The organism is Gillisia limnaea DSM 15749 (assembly GCF_000243235.1).
Lineage (GTDB): Bacteria > Bacteroidota > Bacteroidia > Flavobacteriales > Flavobacteriaceae > Gillisia > Gillisia limnaea.
The window spans coordinates 3,291,129-3,312,458 of sequence record NZ_JH594606.1; the positions used below are offsets into that span (position 1 = coordinate 3,291,129).

The window sequence follows — 21,330 nt, forward strand, 5'->3', positions numbered from 1 at the left end:
AGATCATTTTCCCAGGTTGTCAATTTGTTCGAAGGTACCGGTAAGGTTTTTCTCTTCGTTTAAACTGAAATAAATAAATGCAATTACAATAACGCTTATGGAGTAAAGTATGTATTGAATAAGGGATGCGAGAACCTGAAGCACGATTAAAACCCAATCTGAATACGAGGCCATTTCTGCCGCGGATCCTTCCTGCACCATGGTCATCATTTTCACTAAAGTGTAAACGATTAGCGGAATTTGAAATACCAGGCCAATGACATAAACCAGCAATCCCGTTACAATGATCGTTATAAAGGTCATCCACCAATTATCTTTTATGAGTGTAAAAGCATAAGAAATAGTATCGGTTAAATTGGTTTGTTTAAATATCATGATAGCACTCACGATGCTAAGTGGTACGAAAAGATAAATTCCCGGGATCACAAACAGGATAAATCCTGCGAACATTAGGATGGCAGAAACAAGAAAGAGAATGAGCAGCCTTCCAAAGTCGTTTTTCACACCAGATCTAATCTCAGTTTCGTCCGTTTCTCCATCATGCTTCATATAGGATTTTATATAATGATAAATGGTGGCGTACAGGTAGGAGTAATAAATCAATAAGGTTAAAGCAAGTACGGAGAAAGCAATGATGAAATCACCTGAGGAAAAATCCATTGATTGCAAAATACTTGCCGGAACCGAATAGGTGTAATAAGACAAGGCCGCAACCAGCAAAATAAAAGATGGCCCTACCAGACTTACTAAATATTTAAAAAGAGTTTTATAATTTTCCCTTATAAATTTAAAAGTAGCATTGATGATTTCTCCCAGCTCTCTTTTTTGTTTAAACTGAATGTAATTGTTTTGCATTTAAATTTTCTTTTTTGTTCAAATAAATTGGATAATACACATAATAAAACAGAATGCTGAGCAATGATAAACCAATGATCACAATGGCCAGCCAATCTGGCATCCAGGTTAACCTGGTTACAAATCCTTCCAGAAATCCTGCTACAATAAAAAACGGAATCGTACTAATCACGATTTTCAATCCGTTTTTCACCCCCTTAACAAAGGAAGTAAGCCTGGTAAATGTTTGTGGGAACAGGATGCTTTTTCCCACCACCAAGCCGGCACATCCGGCGATAATGATTACGGAGATCTCTATGGTTCCGTGAATCCAGATTGTTCTGGCAGATTCCCACAGCATTCCGTTTTGGTAAAAGAAATATTGAAAAGAGCCTAACATGATCGCGTTCTGCATCAAGACAAAAGCGGTTCCTAGACCTGCTAAAATCCCTAGCGTAAAGGCAGTTAAAGCCACCCGAATATTATTGATAGTGATGCCAAGGAACATATCAAGTTCGCCCATTTGTTTGTAAACCGCCATAGGATCGTTCTTTTCGATGTTTTCCAGCGTCATATTCACGTAGGCGTCTCCTAAGATAGCCCGAACAAACGAAGCATCACTGGAGGCAGAAAATGCGCCAACAGTCACAAAAACAGCAAATATTATAAAGCTTAACAACAATTGCTTCTGAAAGCGATAGAACATTTTAGGAAAATCTTCAGCATAAAATTTCCACAGGAAGTTTCCGGGTTCCTTTTTATTGGTATAAATTTTTTGGTGAGCCTGTGCAGCAAGATCGTTTAGATAAATAGCGGTATTGCTTCCAGGATAGAATGTTTGAGCATAACTAAGATCATCTGTAACTTCAAGATAGAGTTCAGAAATTTTTTTGGGAGGAATGGTGGTTTTTGTGCCAAGCTCCCTTTCAAATTCCAACCATTTATCCTTATTTTGCTTCACGAAAGCCGCCTCGCGCATTGGTAGTTTTTATATCTCTCAAAGAAACGTATTTAATGGACAATTTTCAAATAGAAACCGCCCAAAATATTGGGATTCAACAAAAGGTTGCAGGAATAGGCGACAGGATACTCGCTTTTTTGGTAGATACGTTTTTACTCGTGGCATATGGAATACTAACATCTTTGGCTATTGCAGGCCTTGGAATGGAGGGAGGAGATCTTTGGGTTTATTATTTGATCATAGGTTTGCCTATATTTTTATATTATTTATTATTTGAATCCTTTAATAATGGGAGGACACTCGGAAAGGCTGCTTTAAATATTAGAGTTGTAAAACTGGATGGTTCACGTCCACGGTTTAGTCAATATTTAGTCCGGTGGTTATTGAGATTAATCGATATCACATTGGCAAGCGGAAGTATTGCTGTGGTAACTATCCTTTTAAACGGAAAAGGTCAAAGACTGGGAGATATGGCAGCCGGTACCACAGTAATCTCAGAAAAAAAACAGATTGGTTTATCACAAACTTTAATGGTTGATCTTCCTGAAAATTATATCCCGAAATACCCTCAGGTTACCCTATTAAAAGATAAAGATGTCCAAAACATTAAGAGTTTATATCAAAATGCAAGAAGGGACGGAAACCATAAGGTGATTTTATCCCTTTCAAATAAAATTTCAGAATTGCTGGAAGTTGAACCACAGGAGTCTCCATCAGATTTTGTGAAGAACATACTCAAGGATTTCAATTATTACACTCAGCAATAGGCTTATTCTATAATTTCAACCTCCATTTTCACATTTTGCATTGGCCATTCCCCTTCGCCCACAGGTTGTTTGTTAATGCTGTCTACTACATCCATACCTTTGGTAACCCTTCCAAAAACTGTATGGTCATTATCAAGATGATGAGCACCCCGCTCGCTTTGCACGATAAAAAATTCAAAAGGAGAAGACGCCTTACTCACATTTTGTTCGGCGTATTTTGCTGCCGAAAATGCACCCCGGGTATGGCGATGCCCGGCTTCAAACTCACTTGGAATAAGATAAGACCCAATATTGTTTCTTTTGATACTGGTTTCGCGGTTATCTGAATTTCCTCCTTGTATCACAAAGCCTTCTGCTACCCTGTGAAAATAAGTGCCATCAAAATAACCTTGTTTTGTCAAAAACAAAAAATTACCCCTATGTAAGGGCGTATCCTGATACAGCATAACTTCAATGTCTCCAAAACGTGTTTTTATTCTAACCCGGTTTTCTGGATTTTCCTTTCCATATTGCATTAGAAAAGGCATTAATTCTTCCTGCACCAGCATAGGTTCCTCATTTATCACAAGTTTCTTTTCTTGCTCTTTATCTTCCTGGATCTTCTTGATTATCGCGGAATCTTTTTCTGTTTCGTCCCTGCTTATAGTAGTATTCGTATTAATATTCTTTGATTTTTGCGTATCTTCACAACTTGCAAAAAACAGAAATAACACGCTCGAAAAGAGTAAAAAATATCTGGTCATGAAATTCTCTGATTTTAGGTATAAAATGCCAAATTTAAAAAAAATTGCTCTTCCGGGGGAGGAAGCTCATTATAAATTGGCGCCAATAATTAGGGTGAAGGAATTGGCGAATTTGGATATTGAAGCCAGAAAGCCTAATAAAGCAGGTGTAATGGCTGTTTTTTATCCGGACAAAAAGGAAAACACACATCTTGTCTTAATCTTAAGGAAAACCTATAAAGGAGTACATTCCAATCAGGTTGGTTTCCCGGGCGGAAGAGTAGAGCTTTTTGATAAAAATTTAAAGCAAACGGCGTTAAGAGAAACCGAAGAAGAAGTAGGAATACCAATGCAGGAGGTCGAGGTGATAAAAAAACTAACAAAGTTATATATCCCACCCAGCAATTTTTGGGTTCATCCTTATGTGGGAATGATGAAAAAAACCCCTTATCTGGTTGCCCAGGAAAGCGAAGTGGAACAAATCCTGGAGATAGATATTGATCATTTTCTGGATGAGAATAACATGATCACGGAAACGCTTAATACCTCTTATGCAAAGAACATACAGGTACCCGCATTTAATTTAAACGGACATATAGTTTGGGGCGCAACGGCAATGATGTTAAACGAATTGAAGGTACTGCTTAAGAAAGTTCTTTAATGGGAATTTTTTATATTGTGCTCTTTTTTGAGAGGTATGCAATTTTAATCAAACGACTATAAATGGGATTGTTAAAAAGAAATCCGTTTGGACATATTCTTATTCTTAAAAAGTGGCTGATTCGGTTTTTCGGATTAATGACCCATAGACGTTTCCGTGGCTTTAATGAATTGCAAATTGAAGGATCGGAAATCATTAAGAATCTTCCGGATACCAATGTGCTTTTTGTTTCCAACCATCAAACCTATTTTGCAGATGTTACCGCGATGTTCCATGTTTTTAATGCTAGTTTAAGTGGCCGTGTAGATTCTATAAAAAACATTGGCTATATATGGAATCCAAAATTGAACATCTATTATGTTGCTGCAAAGGAAACCATGCAGGCAGGCTTGCTAACAAGAATAATGGCGTATGGCGGTGCGGTAAGTGTTGAACGTTCCTGGAGATCCAAAGGAAAAGATGTTCATAGGGAGATTAATTTAAATGATACCGAAAAGATTGGAATTGCTTTGAAAGACGGTTGGGTAATCACCTTCCCGCAAGGAACAACAAAACCTTTTAAGCCCATTAGAAAAGGGACCGCACACATCATAAAAAATCATAAACCCATTGTAATTCCTATAGTTATAGATGGTTTTCGTCGCTCTTTTGATAAAAAAGGAATTCGGATTAAGAAAAGAGGTATCCTTCAATCTTTTCAAATAAAACCTCCTCTTGAAATAGATTATGAAAATGAGACTATTGAAGAAATCGTGGAAAAACTAGAATATGCCATAGAACAACATACTTCATTTTTAAAGGTAATTCCGCGGGAAGTCATTGAGGATATGGAAGACCTTAATGAAAAACGGAAATGGGAATATTAAAAAACGTTACAATTCAGGTAGCTAAGGAAATCCAACCAAAAACTTACTTAACACTAAAATTTTAAAACAAAAGCTATACGGCTTCTTCTTCTTTCAGGGCTTTTCGCATTTGCTTTACCGTTAGGGTGCTTCCATCATGACTCCATCCCGGCTCACCAAAAATATACATAAATTTATGTCGCCAATTTTTTGATTTTTTAGTGTCCTCCCAAATGTTTTTATATTCGTGGGTTAAGATAACCCATAGGTTGTAAGAGTTTGGCGGTGTTGAAACTCCATATTCTATTTCTATCTCAGGATCGAGTTCTTTCCAGGTTCCAAAAATTCTATCGAAAACGTTTAAGAATCCACCGTGGTTTTTATCCATATAATCCAAATTTTTAGCGTGGTGTACCTGATGCATGGTATGAGTATTTAAGAAGCGTTCTATAATTCCCATTTTCGGAATGTACTGGCTATGTAACTGAAATTGCCATAAAGCTTCAATTCCCAGGCATACCACAAGCATTTCCGGCGGAAAGCCTATCATCACGATCCAAACATAAAAGAATGGTTTATATAATATGGTAAACCAACCATTTCGAACTGCTGTCCCAAGGTTAAAATTATCTGAAGAATGGTGTACGATATGAGCTGCCCAAAGAAAGCGCACCATATGATTTTGACGGTGAAACCAATAATAGGTATAATCGTCTAAAAGCATGCATAATAACCAAACATACCAAACATACCCAAAAGATTCCCATCCCATTATATTGGTGCGTACTCCGGAAACTATCGGATTGAAAAGCTCGTAAACATAATTGAAGATAAGTATTGCAGATACCGTTTTAATAAGTGCTGCGATTACAGCAGAACCTATTCCCAGAGAAAGACTTGATGTTAAATCTTTCCAGTTGTACAGGTCTTTTTTATGATGGGTTTTGCTATATGTAAGTTCTAATAGGATAAGTCCTAAAAAACAAGGCACCCCATATACAAGAGGATTTGTGAAATCCATTTTTCTTTTGTTTTAATGCCAGCAATTTTGGCTTTTTTACAAAACTAACGAATAAAGAACAAGTAAAATCCTTAAATGTTGTTAATTGAAAATAGTAAGATTGTGGTTATAATCTTTAAACACCCCAATTTAAAATAATTTTAAATTGGGGTCACATAATTTCTTAAACCTGAAGTTTCATCAATTCTTTGTAATTCTTGGAAAGACGCTTCAAAAGAATTCCATATAGAAGCCGGTAAAATAACCATATAATACCCAGGAAAATAAGTATTACTATAGTCGTCATTCCTATAAATAAGAGCCATTGGTTAAAATCAAATTCATACGATGCCGCTTCTTCTGGAACAGCATTTTTAATGTGATAATTAAATGTGAAATATAAATAAACAAGTGAAGTTACGGCAGTAGATATAATTACATATCCAATATAATATTTAACCGTTTTTCTGGTTTTTAATATGTTTTTCATCAATGTTGCGGAATCATCCGTAGATGAAATTTTGATATAATTTCTATAAAACTGCCAGATGAAATAGAAGGTGATAGCATAGCCTACGATATACACAACTATGGTAAATTCCTTAAGGTTAATAAGTTCCATTTCCTTCCAATACGCTTCATCTGCAAGAAAAATATTTAAAATTGCCCAGAACAAAAATTCCAGAATGCTTATTACGAAGATCCATTTTACTATAGAAGAAGATCGTTTCCAAATCATCTTACTAATCTCTTCATAACTTAGCCGGGGATAATTTTCCCCCTGTTTTTTCCAGTCTTTTTTTAAAATTTCTAATTCATCCATACCTTTTACGGATTTAATATTTTTTTTAGCTTTGTCTTTACTCTGTTCATTTTCACTCTCGCATTCACCTCGCTAATACCAAGGGTTTCTGAGATTTCTTTATAATTTTTGTCTTCGAGATATAAAAAGACAAGTGCTTTGTCGATATCATTTAATTCCTTTACAGCACTGTATAATAAGGTTAATTGTTTTTCTGCTTCCCCATCATATTCTTCAGCTTTTATCCTGAAATGAACAGAATCATAATCTATTGTTTGTATTCCCCGTTTTTTCTTTCGGTATAAGGTTATTGCTGTATTTAAAGCAACCCGATACATCCAGGTACTAAATTTGGCGTCCCCCCTAAACTTTGGATAGGCTTTCCAAAGCTGAATGCTAATCTCCTGAAACAAATCGTTGTGCGCTGCCTGATCGTTTGTGTAGATCCGGCAAATTTTGTGCACAATATTCTGATTCTGCTCCAGGTTGGTTACAAACTGATGTTCGAGTTCTTTATCCACTAAATTTGGCTAGTAAATCATTAGTCTTAACTTATATTGCTTTGTTACAAATGTGCGAAAAAATATGTTGGTTGGTTTTTATCTATGAAATGATGATTTAAGACTCTATTAAAATTTGCAGTTAAAACTAATCCGTCTTCAAAGATGCCTGGGTAATAATTTAACTAACTTTAGTATTTTCCCAATTTTTCTTATGAAATCGAAGTGTTAACTTTAAAAAAAAAACAACAATGAACATTCCTGAAACAGAGTTGCCACGGGTTGTGATTATAGGAGGTGGATTTGCAGGCATTTCCCTTGCTCAAAAATTATTAAAACTACCGGTGCAAACCGTTTTGCTGGACAGGCACAATTACCATACGTTTCAGCCACTGTTATACCAGGTTTCCACCTCCGGCCTTGAACCGGATTCAATAGCGTATCCTTTACGTAAAATTACAAGACTTCATACCGGAGGCTATTTTAGAATGGGGGAAGTAACAGGAATTGATGCTGAACTTAATATGGTCCATTCCGATATTGGCGATCTAAAGTATGATTACCTGGTTATTGCCACCGGCTCTAAAACGAATTTCTTCGGAAATAAAAGTATAGAAGAACATGCCATGTGGATGAAAACCGTTCCGCAGGCTTTAAATATTAGGAGTTTGATACTTGAAAACCTGGAACAGGCTGTAATTACAGAAGATCCTGAAAAAAGAAAGTCGCTCTTGAATTTTGTGCTGGCCGGTGCCGGTCCTACAGGAGTAGAATTAAGCGGTGCCATTGCCGAATTGCGGAATAATGTAGTTCCTGAGGATTATCCAGATATTGCTTCTGATGAGATGCAAATCCACTTACTTGAGGGGCTTGACCGGGTATTACCTCCTATGAGTGAAAAAGCATCCAAAAGTGCACATAAATTCCTGGAGGAATTAGGCGTGAAAATCCACCTTAATACGATGGTTGAAAGTTATGATGGTCACCTGGTAAAAACCAATACCAATCTTGAACTGAGATCTGAAACCTTTATCTGGTCTGCCGGAGTTACCGGGGCTCCGGTTGCGGGGTTGAATGCTTCAGCAATGATTGAAAAGGCCAATAGATATCACGTGAACACCTTTAACCAGGTTAATGGATATGAGAATATTTTTGCCATTGGGGATATCGCCATTATGCAAAGTGGAGACTACCCAAGAGGACATCCTATGGTTGCACAACCTGCAATTCAGCAAGGAAGTCATCTTGCCAAAAACTTTTCCCGACTTTTAAAAGGAGAAAACCTGAAACCTTTTGAATATTTCGATAAAGGATCTATGGCTACCGTTGGAAGAAACCGTGCGGTGGTAGATATTGGGAAATTTAAATTTGGTGGATTTTTTGCCTGGTATATCTGGATGTTTATCCATTTATGGTTTTTAATTGGATTCCGAAACAGGTTTGTTACCTTCTTTAACTGGGTGTATAATTATATCAATTATGATAAAGCGGCAAGACTTATTATAAGGCCTTTCAAAGGCTTTAAAAAGGCGATGGAGACCAATCAAAAAAAGGTTTAGTAAACATTTCCAATCTTTATTCGGCTTTAGTCACCTATAAAAATGCCAGAAGGCTTAAATATTTCAGTATAGAATGTTAAATATCAAAGGAATGAAAACCGGATCGGTTTATTTTCCGTAAATAAAGTAGAGTGCAATCATGTAATGCTTTAAGGTGAAAATTTTTTGTAAGAAGGTTTGATTTGTTTTTTTAGCCAAATTAAATATGAAGATCTTTTCTGCCCCAATGTTCACTGATCAAGTTTTGATTGTTATTTGATTTTTTTTGGTTGGTTGATGGAAGGTTTGTTCTTAAAAAGGGCAAACCTTTCTTAATTTAAACAGGAATATCAAAAACTCCTAATCATTTATATACGTTTCATATTCCAGAAAAAAGGCTTCCATCTGGTTCATCTTGTAATAAAAGAACTTATTTACAGTTGGCCAATGCTTTTTATTATGGATATTGACATTTTTCAATTCCACAAAAATGCTTGAAATTGTTTTCCCTTCAGGAAGAAGAAAGGATTCCGCAAAAGTAGCATCCGGCAAATATTCGCTGTGGAGGATGGTTTTTAGCACTGTGATCTTTTCAAAATAATAAGCACGAATAAGTTCATCCCTTGAAGAAATGTCCATAGAGACCTTTGCCGTTCTATTGTCAAAGCTAAATTTAAGCTGAAGCTCTTTCATCTTCGTATCATAAAGGATCCATTTTTTGGAATACGCTTTCCCAAAACCCGTCCAGAATTCCTCTCTGATATTTTTTGATTCTTCCTTGCTGAACATTCCTATAAAAAATAAGCCAAAGCGATCCCGAAAATGATTACCCCTAGTTTGGTAGCATTGAAAGAATGATTTTTAGAGGCTTCAAATAGGATTGTGGTGGAAACATGAAGAAATATTCCTATTACGACTGCATTGATATAGGTTCCGTAAGAACTAATTTCCTGGAAATTTGCCTGCAACCAACTCCCCAGCGGAGTCATAATGCCAAATATTGCCAGAAAAAGGATGGCCTTTGGTTTTCCAATTTTTGAATTTAAAAGAAAAGCAGATAAAATTGCAGCTACCGGTATTTTGTGAATTACCACACCGTGAAGTAAATGTTCGCTTTGCTCCAGCGGGAAACCTTCCAGAAGAGAATGAATACTTAAGCTTATCAATAACAGCAAAGGGAATTTATTGGTCTTTTTATCCAGGTGCATATGTCCATGCTCAACACCTTTTGAAATGAATTCTAGAATTATCTGAAGTAAAAGCCCCATCATTATGAAAATTCCTACCTGTTCGTTTCCAGATCGATAGACTTCCGGAAAAAGTTCAAATACGGTAACAGAAAGGAGGTAGGCACCGCTGAAGGAAAGTAGAAACTGAAAGCCTTTGGAAGAGGAGGGTTTTAGAAATAAAGAAATTATAAAACCGATGAGTACGGCCAGTAACGGAAAAATATAGATCATGAATTATAGTGATTGAAACTTAATGAGCCAATTAGGTTGAAATTCTTTAAATGAATAATTCAAATAAGCCTGAATTCGGGTTTATCCGGATACGTTGTAATTATTATTTCGGACAAAATTAATGTATTTTTGCGGTTATAGAATTGAAGAAAATGGGAAATAATTTTGAAATGGTAGCAAAAACCCTCTTTGGGTTTGAACCAATATTAGCTAAGGAACTAAGGGCCTTAGGTGCAATGGATATAAAAGAGGGCACCAGGAACGTTCGTTTTTCCGGAGATAAGGGGTTTATGTACAAAGCAAATTTGTGCCTGCGTACCGCTATCAAAATCTTGAAACCCTTTAAATCGTTTAAAATAACATCTGAAGAGGATCTTTACCGGGAAGTGAATAATATCGCCTGGGAAGAATTTATGGAGTTTACAGATACCCTGGCTATTGATGCTACGGTACATTCAGAAAAATTCACGCACTCCAAATATATAGCTCAAAAGACCAAGGATGCTATTGTTGACAGGTTTCGGGAGAAATTTGGGCAAAGACCGGATGTAGATCTCGATTTTCCAACCCTAAGGATCAATGTGCATATAGAAAATGAATACTGTAATTTATCCCTGGACAGCTCCGGGCAATCCCTTCATAAAAGAGGCTATAAAACCGCTACCAATATAGCCCCGATCAATGAAGTTCTTGCGGCAGGTTTACTGTTGCTTTCGGGATGGGAAGGGCAATGTGACTTTTTAGATCCTATGTGTGGGAGTGGAACTATTTTGATTGAAGCAGCTATGATCGCTTCCAATATTCCGCCAAATTTAAACCGGAAGGAATTCGCTTTTGAAAAATGGAAAGACTGGGATGTTGATCTTTATGAGCAAATAGAAGCATCGGTATTGAAAAAAGTAAAAGATTTTCATTTTACCATAACAGGATATGATACAGCTCCTTCTGCCATTAATAAAGCGACAGACAATATTGAAAATGCGAACCTTTCAGAATTTATAAAGGTAAAACAGCAGGATTTTTTCGAGAGTGAAAAGGAGCGTGAAAGACATCTTCATATGGTTTTTAATCCTCCTTACGGCGAGCGTCTTGATATCGATATGCCCGTATTTTATAAGCGGATAGGGGATACCCTGAAACAAAATTATCCCGGGACTGAAGCCTGGTTTATCACTTCCAACCTGGAGGCCATTAAACATGTTGGACTTCGTCCTTCAAGGAAAATTAAATTATTTAACGGTGCTTTGGAATCTAAGTTTCTGAAATATGAGGTTTATGAAGGCACCAAGAAACTTCATAAAATAAAAGATTTGCAGGATTAATCTTTTGCTTTTTTATACAATGGTATCAAATAGGAAATGGTATAACCGTAGCCAACCCCAAATGTACTATCGTCATAAGTTCGGTTGAAACCGGGAATAGTGAGATTATCAAAATTTGTGGGTGTGCTTTGAGTAACTCTTCTTTTTAACTGAAGATTGGCTCCCAGGAAAATATTGTTAAAAAGTTCAACCTTCATCCCAACCATTAATTCTACCCAACTGGCCGTAAGACCACTTGTTTCAAAGGGACCCTGAACGATGTTAGGAGGGAAAAACTGGGTATCGGTATAAATAGCATATTCATTGAGGGTTTGGGAAAAAGTTGCAAATCCGTATCTCAGGCCCACAAAGATCATATTTTCCATTCCGGCCCAGTTTTCATAGGCATTATAGTCTACTCCAAATTTTATATAACTTCCATTGGAAGTAACACTTAGATTATCTTCACTGTAGTCCATTTTTTCATTTCCAATCTCTGCTGCTGCATAATAATTTTTATAAACCCGGTAATCTCCTAATATTTCCAATCCGCTGTAATCATCATCCAAAAGTGTACGAAGGGGTTTGCTAAGATCTATTCCCAGGCGTAGCCCATATTTTTCTTTGAACTGAATGCTATCTGTAGCTGTTTGAGCGCAGATATCATTTGTACTGAAAAAAAAGAGAATGCTAATGGTAAATAAAAATATGCGTATTTGTTTCATTTGCGATGGTTTCTTCTACGAGGTTTATTTCTTTTATCCAGGTGGTACTGGCATCCTCCTCAGGTTGTAAATCCACATTCAGATCTATAAAATTCACCTTATAACTACAGGCACGGTTTATATAAATTTCATCTCGCGCGTATGCGAAAAGCAACCTGTCTGGATTTCCCGTAGCGTCTTCTCCGGTAGTATCAATAACAGCAGCATTCAGGATGAAATCGTATTCGGTTACATTTCGATTGGTCCTTAAAGGGATCCGTATGTCGGCAACATTTACCCGGTTTAGGAGTATAGAATCGGTATCGGAGAGCTTTACCCTTAAATTTGCAGGAGGTTTCGGAATATCGCGTTCCTCAAAATCAAAGAAAGAAATACGAACCTGAGGTGTGGTTTCTGTAGATTCCGGACAAATATCATCCCGCTGGCAGGAGGTTAGAAGCATCAAACCCAATGCCAGCGAAAAGAAAGTATATTTTATCATCTTTTTTCTAAGCATACTACATTTTCTACGTGAAAAGTTTGTGGAAACATATCTACAGGTTGTACACGGGTGACTTTATAATGTTCATCCAGCAAAGCCAGATCTCTTGCCTGCGTGGCCGAGTTACAGCTCACATAGACTATGCGCTGAGGCAAGATACCAATAATTTGAGCAATTACATCCTTATGCATTCCATCCCTGGGAGGATCTGTAATGATCACATCTGGATGTCCATGTTTTTTTATAAAACCGGCGGTAAATACCTTTTTCATATCCCCTGCATAAAACTCGGTATTTTCAATATTGTTGCGTTTTGCATTTTCACGGGCATCCTCAATGGCAACAGGAACAGCTTCTATCCCTATTACTTTTTTAGCATGTTTAGCAACAAATTGGGCTATGGTACCAGTTCCGGTATATAGATCGTATACAAGCTCATTGCCGGTAAGCTGGGCAAAGTCACGGGTTATTTTGTATAACTGATACGCCTGTTCTGAATTTGTCTGATAAAAGGATTTTGCATTGATCTTGAATTTAAGGCCTTCCATTTCTTCAAAAATATGGTCCCTTCCTTTATAACAAATCACTTCCTGATCATAAATCGTGTCATTCCCTTTTGAATTGATTACATATTGTAATGAAGTTATTTCAGGGAATTTTTTAGCTAAATGATCCATCAATAACTTCCGCTTCGCTTTTTCTTCTTTAAAAAACTGAACAACCACCATGATCTCTCCATTGGAGGAAGTCCGTATCATTAAGGTTCGTAAAAGGCCGGTTTGTTCTCGTGTATTGAAAAAGGCAAGTTCATTCTTGTTTGCAAATTCCTTTACAAAATTCCTGATATCATTGCTGGGATCTGCCTGCAGATGACATTTTTTAATATCCAGGATCTTATCCCACATTCCGGGAATGTGAAATCCAAGCGCATTTTTATCTTCAAACTCTTCACCGCTATTAATTTCGTCCAGAGTAAGCCATCGGCTGTCACTAAAGGAAAATTCCATTTTATTCCGGTAGAAATAAATATCCTTGCTTCCTAAAATTGGGGTGACTTCTGGTAATTCTATTTTTCCCAATCGGATTAAATTATTCTCAATCTCTTGTTGTTTGTAGAACAATTGATGCTCATACCCCATAAATTGCCATTTACAGCCTCCACATGTCCCAAAGTGCTGACAAACAGGTTCGACGCGCTTTTCTGAAAGTTTATGGAATTCAATGGCGGTTCCTTCATAAAAAGACCGCTTCTTTTTGGTGGTTTGAATATCGGCAATATCTCCGGGAACAGCGTTGTTTATAAATACCACTTTTCCATCCGGCGCCTTTGCGATGCTTTTACCTTTAGCACCGGCATCGGTTATTTCCAGTTTCTCGAATATGATGTTTTGTTTTTTTCTACCCATAGCGCAAAAATAGGATAATTGTAAAGATTTATTAATGCTGGGATTATAAATTTCAAATAACATTTAGTAATTTGCACTGCTTACATTTGGATGATTTCTCTCCTCTTGTTTATTTACATTTTCAGAAACAGAAAAGAAGGAATTATTTAGAATTAAATCATAAAAAATTACTGTCATGCATTTAGAAAAAATCACTTCTTCAGAACAAGCTATTAAAATGGAAGAAAAGCACGGGGCGCATAATTATCATCCGCTACCTGTGGTTTTAAAAAAAGGAGAAGGAGTGCACGTTTGGGATGTTGAAGGGAAAAAATATTACGATTTCTTATCGGCTTATTCAGCAGTTAATCAGGGGCATTGTCATCCAAGGATAATTGGCGCTATGCACGACCAGGCATCAACCCTTTCCTTAACATCCAGAGCATTTTATAATGATGTTCTTGGTCCTTATGAAAAATATATCACTGAATATTTCAAATTTGATAAGGTATTACCCATGAATACCGGGGCCGAAGCAGTTGAAACAGCGATCAAGATTGCCCGAAAATGGGCATACGAAAGAAAGGGAGTGAAGGAGCAGGAAGCACAAATCATTGTATGTGAAAATAATTTCCACGGAAGAACCACTACCGTAATATCCTTTTCAAACGATGAGAATGCAAGGAAAAATTTTGGACCCTATACACCGGGATTCATAAAAATTCCATACAATGATCCGGAAGCACTCGAAGAGGCTTTAAAAAGCAATGACAATATAGCGGGATTCCTTGTAGAGCCTATTCAGGGAGAAGCAGGAGTTTTTACTCCGGAAGATGATTTTATGAAAAAGGCTAAGGCTTTGTGTGAAAAACACAATGCCTTATTTATTGCAGATGAAATCCAGACGGGTATCGCAAGAACAGGAGCTTTGCTTGCTGTTTGTGGAAACTGTACCTGTGAAGGCCATTGTGAACGCCAGGAAACCTATAGCAGGCCCGATATTCTTATTTTAGGGAAAGCATTATCCGGAGGGAATTATCCTGTTTCGGCGGTGTTGGCAGATGATGCCGTGATGAATGTTATACAGCCGGGACAACACGGTTCTACTTTTGGAGGGAACCCCGTTGCAAGCGCAGTAGGTGTTGCTGCTTTGGAAGTGGTAAAAGATGAGCATCTGGCTCAAAATGCGAGAAAACTAGGGAAATTATTCAGAGATGAATTGAATAAATATATAGAGAACAGTGATCTTGTAAAACTTGTACGAGGTCGTGGTTTGTTAAATGCCATTGTTGTTAATGATTCTGAAGAGAGCTCTACAGCCTGGGATATTTGTATGGCATTAAAAGAGAACGGATTGCTGGCCAAACCTACTCACGGAAATATTATCCGATTTGCACCGCCCCTGGTAATGAATGAAGAGGAATTAATGGACTGTGTTCAAATTATCATCAAGACTTTAAAAACATTTGAAAAATAAATTTTATAATTTATAGATACTAAAGGGGCTGTTCAATTTGAACAGCCCCTTTTTATAAATCAATACTACTATAGATGACTATTGAACCCGGACTTATAGATTTTTTAGAAAATTTTCTTACTCCAAAACGGAAAGCCTTGTTTGAAAAAGTGCTGAATTCAAGAACGAATCATTTTACTGTAGCAACAGAGGATGTTTATCAATTGCATAATACCAGTGCGGTAATGCGAAGTTGCGATGTGTTTGGGATACAGAATATCCATGTGATCGAAGAAAGAAATCTTAAAAGAATAGACAGGGAGATCGCGATGGGTGCCCAAAAATGGGTGAGCCTTAACAGGCATAAAAGCAGTAAAGATTGTGTTGAAGCCTTACGTGAAAAAGGCTATCAGATTGTGGCAACAACTCCTTATGGCAATTCTAAAAATTTGTCAGATTTTGATATTTGCAAACCATCGGCAATATTTTTCGGAACCGAAAAACATGGCCTTTCGCAAGAGGTTATGGAGAATGCTGATACTTTTTTAAGGATCCCAATGGTAGGGTTTACGGAAAGCTTAAATATCTCTGTATCAGCGGCCATTATTTTGCAACACCTTACCCAGGAGTTAAGAATGAGCAAAATAAATTGGGAATTAACTGAAAATGAGAAAAATACGGTTAAATTTGATTGGTTAAGAAAATCATTTAAAAATTGTGATGAAATGATGAAAAGTTATACTAATACGCAATAAATTTTTTACATTTAAAGCTAACAACGAACCCCCCTATGACCTTATTTTTCTATATCATAATCGGTATTATAACTTTTATTGCATTTCTGCACGCCTGGGCCGATAAAGAATTTGAAATAAACAGAACGGTTGTAATTAACAAGCCAAAGGATGAGGTGTTCAATATTGTGAGGCAGTTGCGAAAAGAACATTTATGGATGCCCTGGTTTAAAAAAGATTTTAACGGAATTCTAAAATATAGTGGGGAAGATGGGAAAATGGATGCCTTGTTATATTGGAAAGGACATAAAGCATTTTACGAGGGTACCCAGAAATTAACCAAGATCAACCAGGGCAAAATAATTGAGACACGATTTCTGGTAGTAAAACCCTTGAGGATGGTATTGATAGAGTATAAAGGATTGAAGGAAATCGACGAAAATAAAACCAAGATCGTTTGGGGAATAAAGGGAGGACTCGCCTTTCCGTTATCGGTAATGGCACTTATTTATCCTGTGGATAAAGCCTATGGTGAAAAACTTGAAGAGGGTTTAAAAAACCTGAAAGTCTTTATGGAAACCAAAAGTGAAAAAACTACCTTAAAAGTTTTTCCTGCTGGGGATTAACCTTTAACGCGGTTTGTTGGTTAACCTAATCTTTCTAAATGCTCAATTATCTTTTCAACACTTTGTATTCTTCATAACAACCACTAATGGCATCTAATATTTGGAGATCGTTGGCACTTCGAATAAAATCCTTGGAATAATTACACCTGGCCAGAATCTCTTCAATGTCAACCTCATTGATTTGAAGTACTGCAGCCAAAGTTTGTCGGTCAAATTTTGATTGGAGTAGGGTTCTTATCTCCGCATCATCTTTCATTTGACGAAGCTTTTTCATTTGTTTGGGTTTCTTCCCAAAAATATTATAGAGTGCATCTGCTGGATTAAAAATTGCGCCAAAAGCTTTTCTAACCCCACTGGATGAAGAACCTCCACCTTCATAGGCAGAATTTAGTCCTGAAATACTATAACGATTATTCTCGTAAATAGGGATATTTTTGGCATCGATCTCGAGATATCCGGTTAATTGAATAGGTCTCACCACTACTTCCTCCAGAGCAATACCAATATCTGTCATCTTAACCTTAACCGACCCATATTTTAGCCAGTCATTGGTTACTCGTACCTGTATAGTCCTAAAACCTAAATATGAAAAGTAAAGTGTATCATTTACGGTAGCTGCAAGTTCAAAATCTCCGTCAGCATTCGAGGTGGTCCCCTTAACCTGGTTGAGATTTACAATGTTCACGTTTTCCAATGGAAGGTCATTGGAAGCATTTAAAACTTTTCCGGTTACAATGTCCTGGTCTTGCGCTTTTGCGTTAAAGACTAATAAAAATAAGAATGTAAAGGATATTAGTAATCTCATAAAAGTATAAATGCAGTGAGGGGTAAGTATAGTAAATATTATACCAAACTTACCCCGCTGCCTTGATTTATTTTATGAACGTCTCGATTTTCTTCGGTTCACAGAACTTTCAATGTTCTTTTTACGACTTCCGCCTTTTCCTGAAGATCTGCTTTCGCCACCTTCAGAAGGTTTAGAAGATCTTCTTCTTCCTCCGCCGTCTCCGGAACCTGAGGATCTTGAATCTCCACCGCTTCTTGGTTTAAAATCTCCACGAGGTTTGCTGCTTCTGCTTCGCCCGGAAGATCTTCCTCCTCCGGTATCCTGAGAAATCTCAACACTAATACGTCGTCCATGATGTTGGAAATCCTGGAATGTAGAGATCACTTTTTCTGCAAGTTCAGAGTGGGTATTAAAGAAAGAGAAACTTTCTTTTACATCTACTCTGGACACATCGTCTCTTCCTAGATCTAAAGTCGCTTTTAAGAAATCTTTCAGGGTCATCCAGTCAAAATCATCTTTAGTACCAACATTTATAAAAAATCTGGTACTGTCTCCACCGCCAGAGCTTTCCGCTCTTGTCCCGGAAACCTTAGAGTTAAGATCGGATGAATTTTTATAGTAATTAAAGAACCTGGTGAACTCTACAGAAAATACTTTCTGTATAAGTTCTTCTTTAGAAAAATCATTTAGAACCTCTTCAATACCTGGTAAGTAAGGCTCAATGTCGTTATTGATCTTTGTATTTTTTATGTCGTTTGCCAAATGAAAGAGCTGCACCTTGCAAATTTCCATCCCATCCGGAATCTCTTTTTGCTCAAAAGGTTGCTTGATAATACGCTCTATACTTTTGATTTTCCGCAATTCACTTTTGGAAACGATTACCATAGAAACCCCACTTTTTCCTGCACGTCCGGTTCTACCGCTTCGGTGCGTATAAATTTCAGGTTCATCTGGCAACTGATAGTTAATCACGTGGGTGATATCATCTACATCAATTCCCCTTGCGGCAACATCGGTTGCAACAAGCATCTGGATTTGACGGCTTCTAAAACTTTTCATCACCAAATCCCTTTGGTTCTGACTTAGATCTCCGTGCAACGCAGCGGCATTGTAGCCGTCTTCAATAAGTTGCTCGGCAACTTTTTGGGTATCTCGTTTGGTTCTACAAAAAACCACAGAGAAAATATCCGGATTGGCATCTGCCAGACGTTTAAGCGCAGCATAACGATCCCGGGAATTTACCAGGTAATATTCGTGAGACACGTTTGATGTTCCCTGGTTTTTTGTCCCAACGGTTATCTCAACAGGAGTTCGCATGAATTTTTTAGCGATAGTCGAAACCTCTTTAGGCATCGTAGCTGAAAATAACCAGGTGTTTTTTTCTTTTGGAGTATGCGAAAGAATCGCGGTGATATCCTCAAAGAATCCCATATTCAACATTTCATCGGCTTCATCAAGAATACAGAATTCTATTTTTGAAATATCCACCAGTTTCCTGTTTATCATATCCTGCATTCTACCCGGAGTGGCCACAATAATTTGTGCTCCACGCTGAATTTGTCGGGACTGATCTGTAATGCTTGCTCCTCCGTAAATTGCCACGGTGTTTAACCCCGGTGTATGTTTGGCGTAATTTTTAAGCTCATTTGTAATTTGTAAACACAATTCCCTGGTTGGGGAAAGAATCAATCCTTGCGTTTGCTTACTGTTAGCATTGATCTTTTGAATGAGCGGAAAACCAAAAGCTGCGGTTTTCCCGGTACCGGTTTGTGCAAGAGCCACCATATCGGTGTCTTTTTCTAATAAAATGGGGATTGCTTTTTCCTGTACTTCACTCGGGCTTTCAAAGCCCATATCTTCAATTGCTTTGAGTATTGCAGGATTTAATCCTAATTGTTCAAATTTATTCATATAAAATTTTAATAAGTTGCAAAGGTAAGCATTAGTTTACAGCTTATTGCAGAAATTTTTAAATGAATAAAATAAGCTAACTACCCAGGTAATCAAGCAAGTCGCGTAAAGCTTTTCCACGATGACTGAAGGTAGATTTTTCCTCAAGTGTCATTTCGCCGAATGTTTTATCACTTCCATCCGGTTGAAAAACGGAATCATAACCAAAACCGAAGGTTCCTCTTGGTCCTCTGGTTATTTTACCTGTACAAATTCCGATAAACAAAATTTGATGGTCTTGAAGGTTTAGGGCGATCACGGTTTTAAATTGCGCTTTCCTATTGCGTGTGGCTTTTAATTCGTCCAGCAACTTTGATATATTGGCCTCATCATTTTTCCTGTTCCCTGCATATCTTGCAGAATGAACCCCGGGTTCTCCATTTAGAATCTCGACTTCCAAACCGGTATCATCGGCAAAACAGTCAAGGTTATAATGTTGTTTGACATAATCTGCCTTTAAAATAGCATTTCCTTCAATAGTATTGGAAGTTTCCGGGATATCCTCATTGCATCCTATGTCGTCCAGGGATAGTAATTCGAAATTGGATGGCATCATAGCCGCAATTTCCAATAGTTTGTTTTTATTATGGGTGGCAAATATTAGCTTCATATAATTATTTATGGTGATAGGGTTCGTTTTTTAGGATTGTAAATGCACGGTAAAGTTGTTCTACAAAAAACAATCGGATCATTTGATGTGAAAAGGTCATTTTTGATAGGGAAATTTTTGCATCAGCACGTTTATAAACATCTTCGGAAAACCCATATGGTCCGCCAATAATAAATACCAGTTGTTTCAGTCCGCTGTTAAGTCTTTTTTGAATGAATTCGGAGAACGCTTCCGAGGAATATTGCTTTCCATTTTCATCTAAAAGCACTACAAAATCTGATGCAGCGATTTTATTCAACAACAATTCTCCTTCTTTTTGTTTTTGCTGATTTTCATCTAGATTCTTTGCATTTTTAATATCCGGGATAAGTTCAAATTCAAATCTATTATAAAATACGAGACGTTTTATATACACCTCGGTTAAATTTTGAAGAGCGGGATCATCAGTTTTTCCTATCCCAAGTAATTTTATGGTCATTTTACTAAGACTTTGCTACATTTACAAAAATAATCATTGCGATGATCTCACAAGCACAATTTGACAAGGAAATTGAAATAATTATTGCGAACTCCGTAAGGGAAGACGTAGGGGAGGGTGACCACAGCTCTCTGGCTTGTATTCCTGCAAATGCAAAAGGGAGGGCCAAACTTCTGGTAAAGGACAACGGGTTGATTGCCGGGGTGGAATTCGCTAAACAGGTATTTCAATATATAGACAAAGATCTTAAGGTGGAAACGGTTATAGAAGATGGAAGTGTAGTCAAAAAAAGAGACATTGTGTTCTATGTAGAAGGATCTTCCCAATCAATATTAAAAGCAGAAAGACTTGTTCTAAACGCGATGCAAAGAATGAGTGCCATTGCCACAAAAACAAATGAATTTGTAAAAAAACTGGAAGGAACCAAAACCAAAATTCTGGATACCCGCAAAACCACGCCTGGTATACGGGCTCTGGAAAAATGGGCTGTAAAAATAGGCGGAGGAGAGAATCACCGGTTTGCGTTATACGATATGATCATGTTAAAAGATAACCATATAGATTTTGCAGGTGGTATTACCCAGGCTATTAACAAAACTAAAATTTACCTTCAAGAAAAAAACCTTGATTTAGAAATAATAGTGGAAGCAAGAGATCTGGATGAAATAAAGGAAATTTTAGAAAGCGAAGGTGTTTATAGGATATTA

Annotated in this window: 24 protein-coding genes; 9 read left to right on the top strand and 15 right to left on the bottom strand. The window is 37.2% G+C overall.

Features of this window, described 5'->3' with window-relative positions:
- Positions 1-3: 3 nt before the first annotated feature.
- Positions 4-855 carry a hypothetical protein gene (locus tag GILLI_RS16400; RefSeq protein ID WP_006990244.1) on the bottom strand — a complete coding sequence of 284 codons (852 nt, stop codon included), beginning with the start codon at positions 853-855 and terminating at the stop codon, positions 4-6.
- On the bottom strand, positions 830-1,813 hold the full coding sequence (locus tag GILLI_RS16405; protein ID WP_006990245.1) for a stage II sporulation protein M: 984 nt from the start codon (positions 1,811-1,813) through the stop codon (positions 830-832). The genes GILLI_RS16400 and GILLI_RS16405 overlap by 26 nt, the downstream gene beginning before the upstream one ends.
- A gap of 35 nt (positions 1,814-1,848) precedes the next feature.
- Between GILLI_RS16405 and GILLI_RS16410 the strand changes: the two genes are divergently transcribed.
- Positions 1,849-2,562 carry an RDD family protein gene (locus tag GILLI_RS16410; RefSeq protein ID WP_006990246.1) on the top strand — a complete coding sequence of 238 codons (714 nt, stop codon included), beginning with the start codon at positions 1,849-1,851 and terminating at the stop codon, positions 2,560-2,562.
- Between the two features lie 2 nt (positions 2,563-2,564).
- On the opposite strand, the gene GILLI_RS16415 is transcribed toward GILLI_RS16410, so the two are convergent.
- On the bottom strand, positions 2,565-3,305 hold the full coding sequence (locus tag GILLI_RS16415) for a peptidylprolyl isomerase (RefSeq protein WP_006990247.1): 741 nt from the start codon (positions 3,303-3,305) through the stop codon (positions 2,565-2,567).
- Between GILLI_RS16415 and GILLI_RS16420 the strand changes: the two genes are divergently transcribed.
- Together GILLI_RS16420 and GILLI_RS16425 are read left to right on the top strand one after the other, a co-directional pair.
- On the top strand, positions 3,304-3,945 hold the full coding sequence (locus GILLI_RS16420; protein ID WP_006990248.1) for an NUDIX hydrolase: 642 nt from the start codon (positions 3,304-3,306) through the stop codon (positions 3,943-3,945). The two genes, GILLI_RS16415 and GILLI_RS16420, sit on opposite strands and share 2 nt — an antisense overlap.
- A gap of 62 nt (positions 3,946-4,007) precedes the next feature.
- Positions 4,008-4,811, top strand: coding sequence for a lysophospholipid acyltransferase family protein (locus GILLI_RS16425; protein WP_006990249.1), 804 nt, complete (start codon positions 4,008-4,010; stop codon positions 4,809-4,811).
- 73 nt (positions 4,812-4,884) lie between these two features.
- Here GILLI_RS16425 and GILLI_RS16430 read toward each other — a convergent pair whose 3' ends face one another.
- The 3 genes from GILLI_RS16430 to GILLI_RS16440 all read right to left on the bottom strand — a co-directional run bounded on the left by GILLI_RS16430 (position 4,885) and on the right by GILLI_RS16440 (position 7,113).
- Positions 4,885-5,811 (bottom strand): sterol desaturase family protein, encoded by a 927-nt coding sequence (locus GILLI_RS16430; RefSeq protein WP_006990250.1) that lies wholly within the window; start codon positions 5,809-5,811, stop codon positions 4,885-4,887.
- Positions 5,812-5,974: 163 nt separating this feature from the next.
- Complete coding sequence (locus GILLI_RS16435; protein ID WP_006990251.1) at positions 5,975-6,613, bottom strand: hypothetical protein; 639 nt, start codon at positions 6,611-6,613, stop codon at positions 5,975-5,977.
- A gap of 5 nt (positions 6,614-6,618) precedes the next feature.
- A complete protein-coding gene (locus GILLI_RS16440; RefSeq protein WP_006990252.1) occupies positions 6,619-7,113 on the bottom strand; it encodes an RNA polymerase sigma factor in 495 nt (164 codons plus the stop codon).
- A gap of 230 nt (positions 7,114-7,343) precedes the next feature.
- Here GILLI_RS16440 and GILLI_RS16445 point away from each other — a divergent pair, with 230 nt between their 5' ends.
- A complete protein-coding gene (locus GILLI_RS16445) occupies positions 7,344-8,651 on the top strand; it encodes an NAD(P)/FAD-dependent oxidoreductase (RefSeq protein ID WP_006990253.1) in 1,308 nt (435 codons plus the stop codon).
- 339 nt (positions 8,652-8,990) lie between these two features.
- Here GILLI_RS16445 and GILLI_RS16450 read toward each other — a convergent pair whose 3' ends face one another.
- Positions 8,991-9,419 carry a DUF4268 domain-containing protein gene (locus GILLI_RS16450; protein WP_006990254.1) on the bottom strand — a complete coding sequence of 143 codons (429 nt, stop codon included), beginning with the start codon at positions 9,417-9,419 and terminating at the stop codon, positions 8,991-8,993.
- Between the two features lie 2 nt (positions 9,420-9,421).
- Entirely contained in the window at positions 9,422-10,090 is a 669-nt protein-coding gene (locus GILLI_RS16455) for a ZIP family metal transporter (protein ID WP_006990255.1), read from the bottom strand.
- Positions 10,091-10,242: 152 nt separating this feature from the next.
- Here GILLI_RS16455 and GILLI_RS16460 point away from each other — a divergent pair, with 152 nt between their 5' ends.
- Positions 10,243-11,412, top strand: coding sequence for a THUMP domain-containing class I SAM-dependent RNA methyltransferase (locus tag GILLI_RS16460; RefSeq protein ID WP_006990256.1), 1,170 nt, complete (start codon positions 10,243-10,245; stop codon positions 11,410-11,412).
- Here the strand turns inward: GILLI_RS16460 and GILLI_RS16465 are convergent.
- From GILLI_RS16465 to rlmD, 3 genes are read right to left on the bottom strand one after another with little or no spacing between them, the layout of a single operon-like run.
- Positions 11,409-12,116 carry a DUF6048 family protein gene (locus GILLI_RS16465; protein ID WP_006990257.1) on the bottom strand — a complete coding sequence of 236 codons (708 nt, stop codon included), beginning with the start codon at positions 12,114-12,116 and terminating at the stop codon, positions 11,409-11,411. The two genes, GILLI_RS16460 and GILLI_RS16465, sit on opposite strands and share 4 nt — an antisense overlap.
- Complete coding sequence (locus GILLI_RS16470; protein ID WP_006990258.1) at positions 12,082-12,597, bottom strand: DUF6452 family protein; 516 nt, start codon at positions 12,595-12,597, stop codon at positions 12,082-12,084. Before GILLI_RS16470 ends, GILLI_RS16465 begins: the two co-directional genes overlap by 35 nt.
- A complete protein-coding gene (gene rlmD / locus GILLI_RS16475) occupies positions 12,594-14,003 on the bottom strand; it encodes a 23S rRNA (uracil(1939)-C(5))-methyltransferase RlmD (RefSeq protein WP_040507129.1) in 1,410 nt (469 codons plus the stop codon). Before rlmD ends, GILLI_RS16470 begins: the two co-directional genes overlap by 4 nt.
- A 175-nt stretch (positions 14,004-14,178) precedes the next feature.
- On the opposite strand from rlmD, the gene rocD reads away from it, so the two are divergent.
- From rocD to GILLI_RS16490, 3 genes are all read left to right on the top strand, one after another.
- Positions 14,179-15,459 (top strand): ornithine--oxo-acid transaminase, encoded by a 1,281-nt coding sequence (gene rocD / locus GILLI_RS16480; protein ID WP_006990260.1) that lies wholly within the window; start codon positions 14,179-14,181, stop codon positions 15,457-15,459.
- A 74-nt stretch (positions 15,460-15,533) separates the two neighbouring features.
- A complete protein-coding gene (locus tag GILLI_RS16485) occupies positions 15,534-16,193 on the top strand; it encodes a TrmH family RNA methyltransferase (RefSeq protein ID WP_006990261.1) in 660 nt (219 codons plus the stop codon).
- Positions 16,194-16,228: 35 nt separating this feature from the next.
- Positions 16,229-16,798, top strand: a complete 570-nt coding sequence (locus GILLI_RS16490) for an SRPBCC family protein (RefSeq protein WP_006990262.1) — start codon at positions 16,229-16,231, stop codon at positions 16,796-16,798.
- Positions 16,799-16,844: 46 nt separating this feature from the next.
- On the opposite strand, the gene GILLI_RS16495 is transcribed toward GILLI_RS16490, so the two are convergent.
- From GILLI_RS16495 to rlmH, 4 genes are all read right to left on the bottom strand, one after another.
- A complete protein-coding gene (locus tag GILLI_RS16495) occupies positions 16,845-17,603 on the bottom strand; it encodes a carboxypeptidase-like regulatory domain-containing protein (RefSeq protein WP_006990263.1) in 759 nt (252 codons plus the stop codon).
- 72 nt (positions 17,604-17,675) lie between these two features.
- Positions 17,676-19,496 (bottom strand): DEAD/DEAH box helicase, encoded by a 1,821-nt coding sequence (locus tag GILLI_RS16500; protein WP_006990264.1) that lies wholly within the window; start codon positions 19,494-19,496, stop codon positions 17,676-17,678.
- Positions 19,497-19,572: 76 nt separating this feature from the next.
- Positions 19,573-20,145: a non-canonical purine NTP diphosphatase gene (locus tag GILLI_RS16505; RefSeq protein ID WP_006990265.1), complete on the bottom strand. Its 573-nt coding sequence runs from the start codon at positions 20,143-20,145 to the stop codon at positions 19,573-19,575.
- A 4-nt stretch (positions 20,146-20,149) separates the two neighbouring features.
- On the bottom strand, positions 20,150-20,623 hold the full coding sequence (gene rlmH / locus GILLI_RS16510; protein WP_006990266.1) for a 23S rRNA (pseudouridine(1915)-N(3))-methyltransferase RlmH: 474 nt from the start codon (positions 20,621-20,623) through the stop codon (positions 20,150-20,152).
- A gap of 41 nt (positions 20,624-20,664) precedes the next feature.
- On the opposite strand from rlmH, the gene nadC reads away from it, so the two are divergent.
- Positions 20,665-21,330 (top strand): carboxylating nicotinate-nucleotide diphosphorylase (nadC, locus tag GILLI_RS16515; RefSeq protein WP_006990267.1); only part of this gene is annotated, 666 nt, incomplete at its 3' end.

Excerpts from the sequence above, each read along its gene's own strand:
- GILLI_RS16400 (WP_006990244.1), bottom strand. The coding sequence starts at position 855 with ATGCAAAACAATTACATTCAGTTTAAACAAAAAAGAGAGCTGGGAGAA.
- GILLI_RS16405 (WP_006990245.1), bottom strand. The coding sequence starts at position 1,813 with ATGCGCGAGGCGGCTTTCGTGAAGCAAAATAAGGATAAATGGTTGGAA.
- GILLI_RS16410 (WP_006990246.1), top strand. The coding sequence starts at position 1,849 with ATGGACAATTTTCAAATAGAAACCGCCCAAAATATTGGGATTCAACAA.
- GILLI_RS16420 (WP_006990248.1), top strand. The coding sequence starts at position 3,304 with ATGAAATTCTCTGATTTTAGGTATAAAATGCCAAATTTAAAAAAAATT.
- GILLI_RS16415 (WP_006990247.1), bottom strand. The coding sequence starts at position 3,305 with ATGACCAGATATTTTTTACTCTTTTCGAGCGTGTTATTTCTGTTTTTT.
- GILLI_RS16425 (WP_006990249.1), top strand. The coding sequence starts at position 4,008 with ATGGGATTGTTAAAAAGAAATCCGTTTGGACATATTCTTATTCTTAAA.
- GILLI_RS16430 (WP_006990250.1), bottom strand. The coding sequence starts at position 5,811 with ATGGATTTCACAAATCCTCTTGTATATGGGGTGCCTTGTTTTTTAGGA.
- GILLI_RS16435 (WP_006990251.1), bottom strand. The coding sequence starts at position 6,613 with ATGGATGAATTAGAAATTTTAAAAAAAGACTGGAAAAAACAGGGGGAA.
- GILLI_RS16445 (WP_006990253.1), top strand. The coding sequence starts at position 7,344 with ATGAACATTCCTGAAACAGAGTTGCCACGGGTTGTGATTATAGGAGGT.
- GILLI_RS16450 (WP_006990254.1), bottom strand. The coding sequence starts at position 9,419 with ATGTTCAGCAAGGAAGAATCAAAAAATATCAGAGAGGAATTCTGGACG.
- GILLI_RS16455 (WP_006990255.1), bottom strand. The coding sequence starts at position 10,090 with ATGATCTATATTTTTCCGTTACTGGCCGTACTCATCGGTTTTATAATT.
- GILLI_RS16460 (WP_006990256.1), top strand. The coding sequence starts at position 10,243 with ATGGGAAATAATTTTGAAATGGTAGCAAAAACCCTCTTTGGGTTTGAA.
- GILLI_RS16465 (WP_006990257.1), bottom strand. The coding sequence starts at position 12,116 with ATGAAACAAATACGCATATTTTTATTTACCATTAGCATTCTCTTTTTT.
- GILLI_RS16470 (WP_006990258.1), bottom strand. The coding sequence starts at position 12,597 with ATGATAAAATATACTTTCTTTTCGCTGGCATTGGGTTTGATGCTTCTA.
- rlmD (WP_040507129.1), bottom strand. The coding sequence starts at position 14,003 with ATGGGTAGAAAAAAACAAAACATCATATTCGAGAAACTGGAAATAACC.
- rocD (WP_006990260.1), top strand. The coding sequence starts at position 14,179 with ATGCATTTAGAAAAAATCACTTCTTCAGAACAAGCTATTAAAATGGAA.
- GILLI_RS16485 (WP_006990261.1), top strand. The coding sequence starts at position 15,534 with ATGACTATTGAACCCGGACTTATAGATTTTTTAGAAAATTTTCTTACT.
- GILLI_RS16490 (WP_006990262.1), top strand. The coding sequence starts at position 16,229 with ATGACCTTATTTTTCTATATCATAATCGGTATTATAACTTTTATTGCA.
- GILLI_RS16495 (WP_006990263.1), bottom strand. The coding sequence starts at position 17,603 with ATGAGATTACTAATATCCTTTACATTCTTATTTTTATTAGTCTTTAAC.
- GILLI_RS16500 (WP_006990264.1), bottom strand. The coding sequence starts at position 19,496 with ATGAATAAATTTGAACAATTAGGATTAAATCCTGCAATACTCAAAGCA.
- GILLI_RS16505 (WP_006990265.1), bottom strand. The coding sequence starts at position 20,145 with ATGAAGCTAATATTTGCCACCCATAATAAAAACAAACTATTGGAAATT.
- rlmH (WP_006990266.1), bottom strand. The coding sequence starts at position 20,623 with ATGACCATAAAATTACTTGGGATAGGAAAAACTGATGATCCCGCTCTT.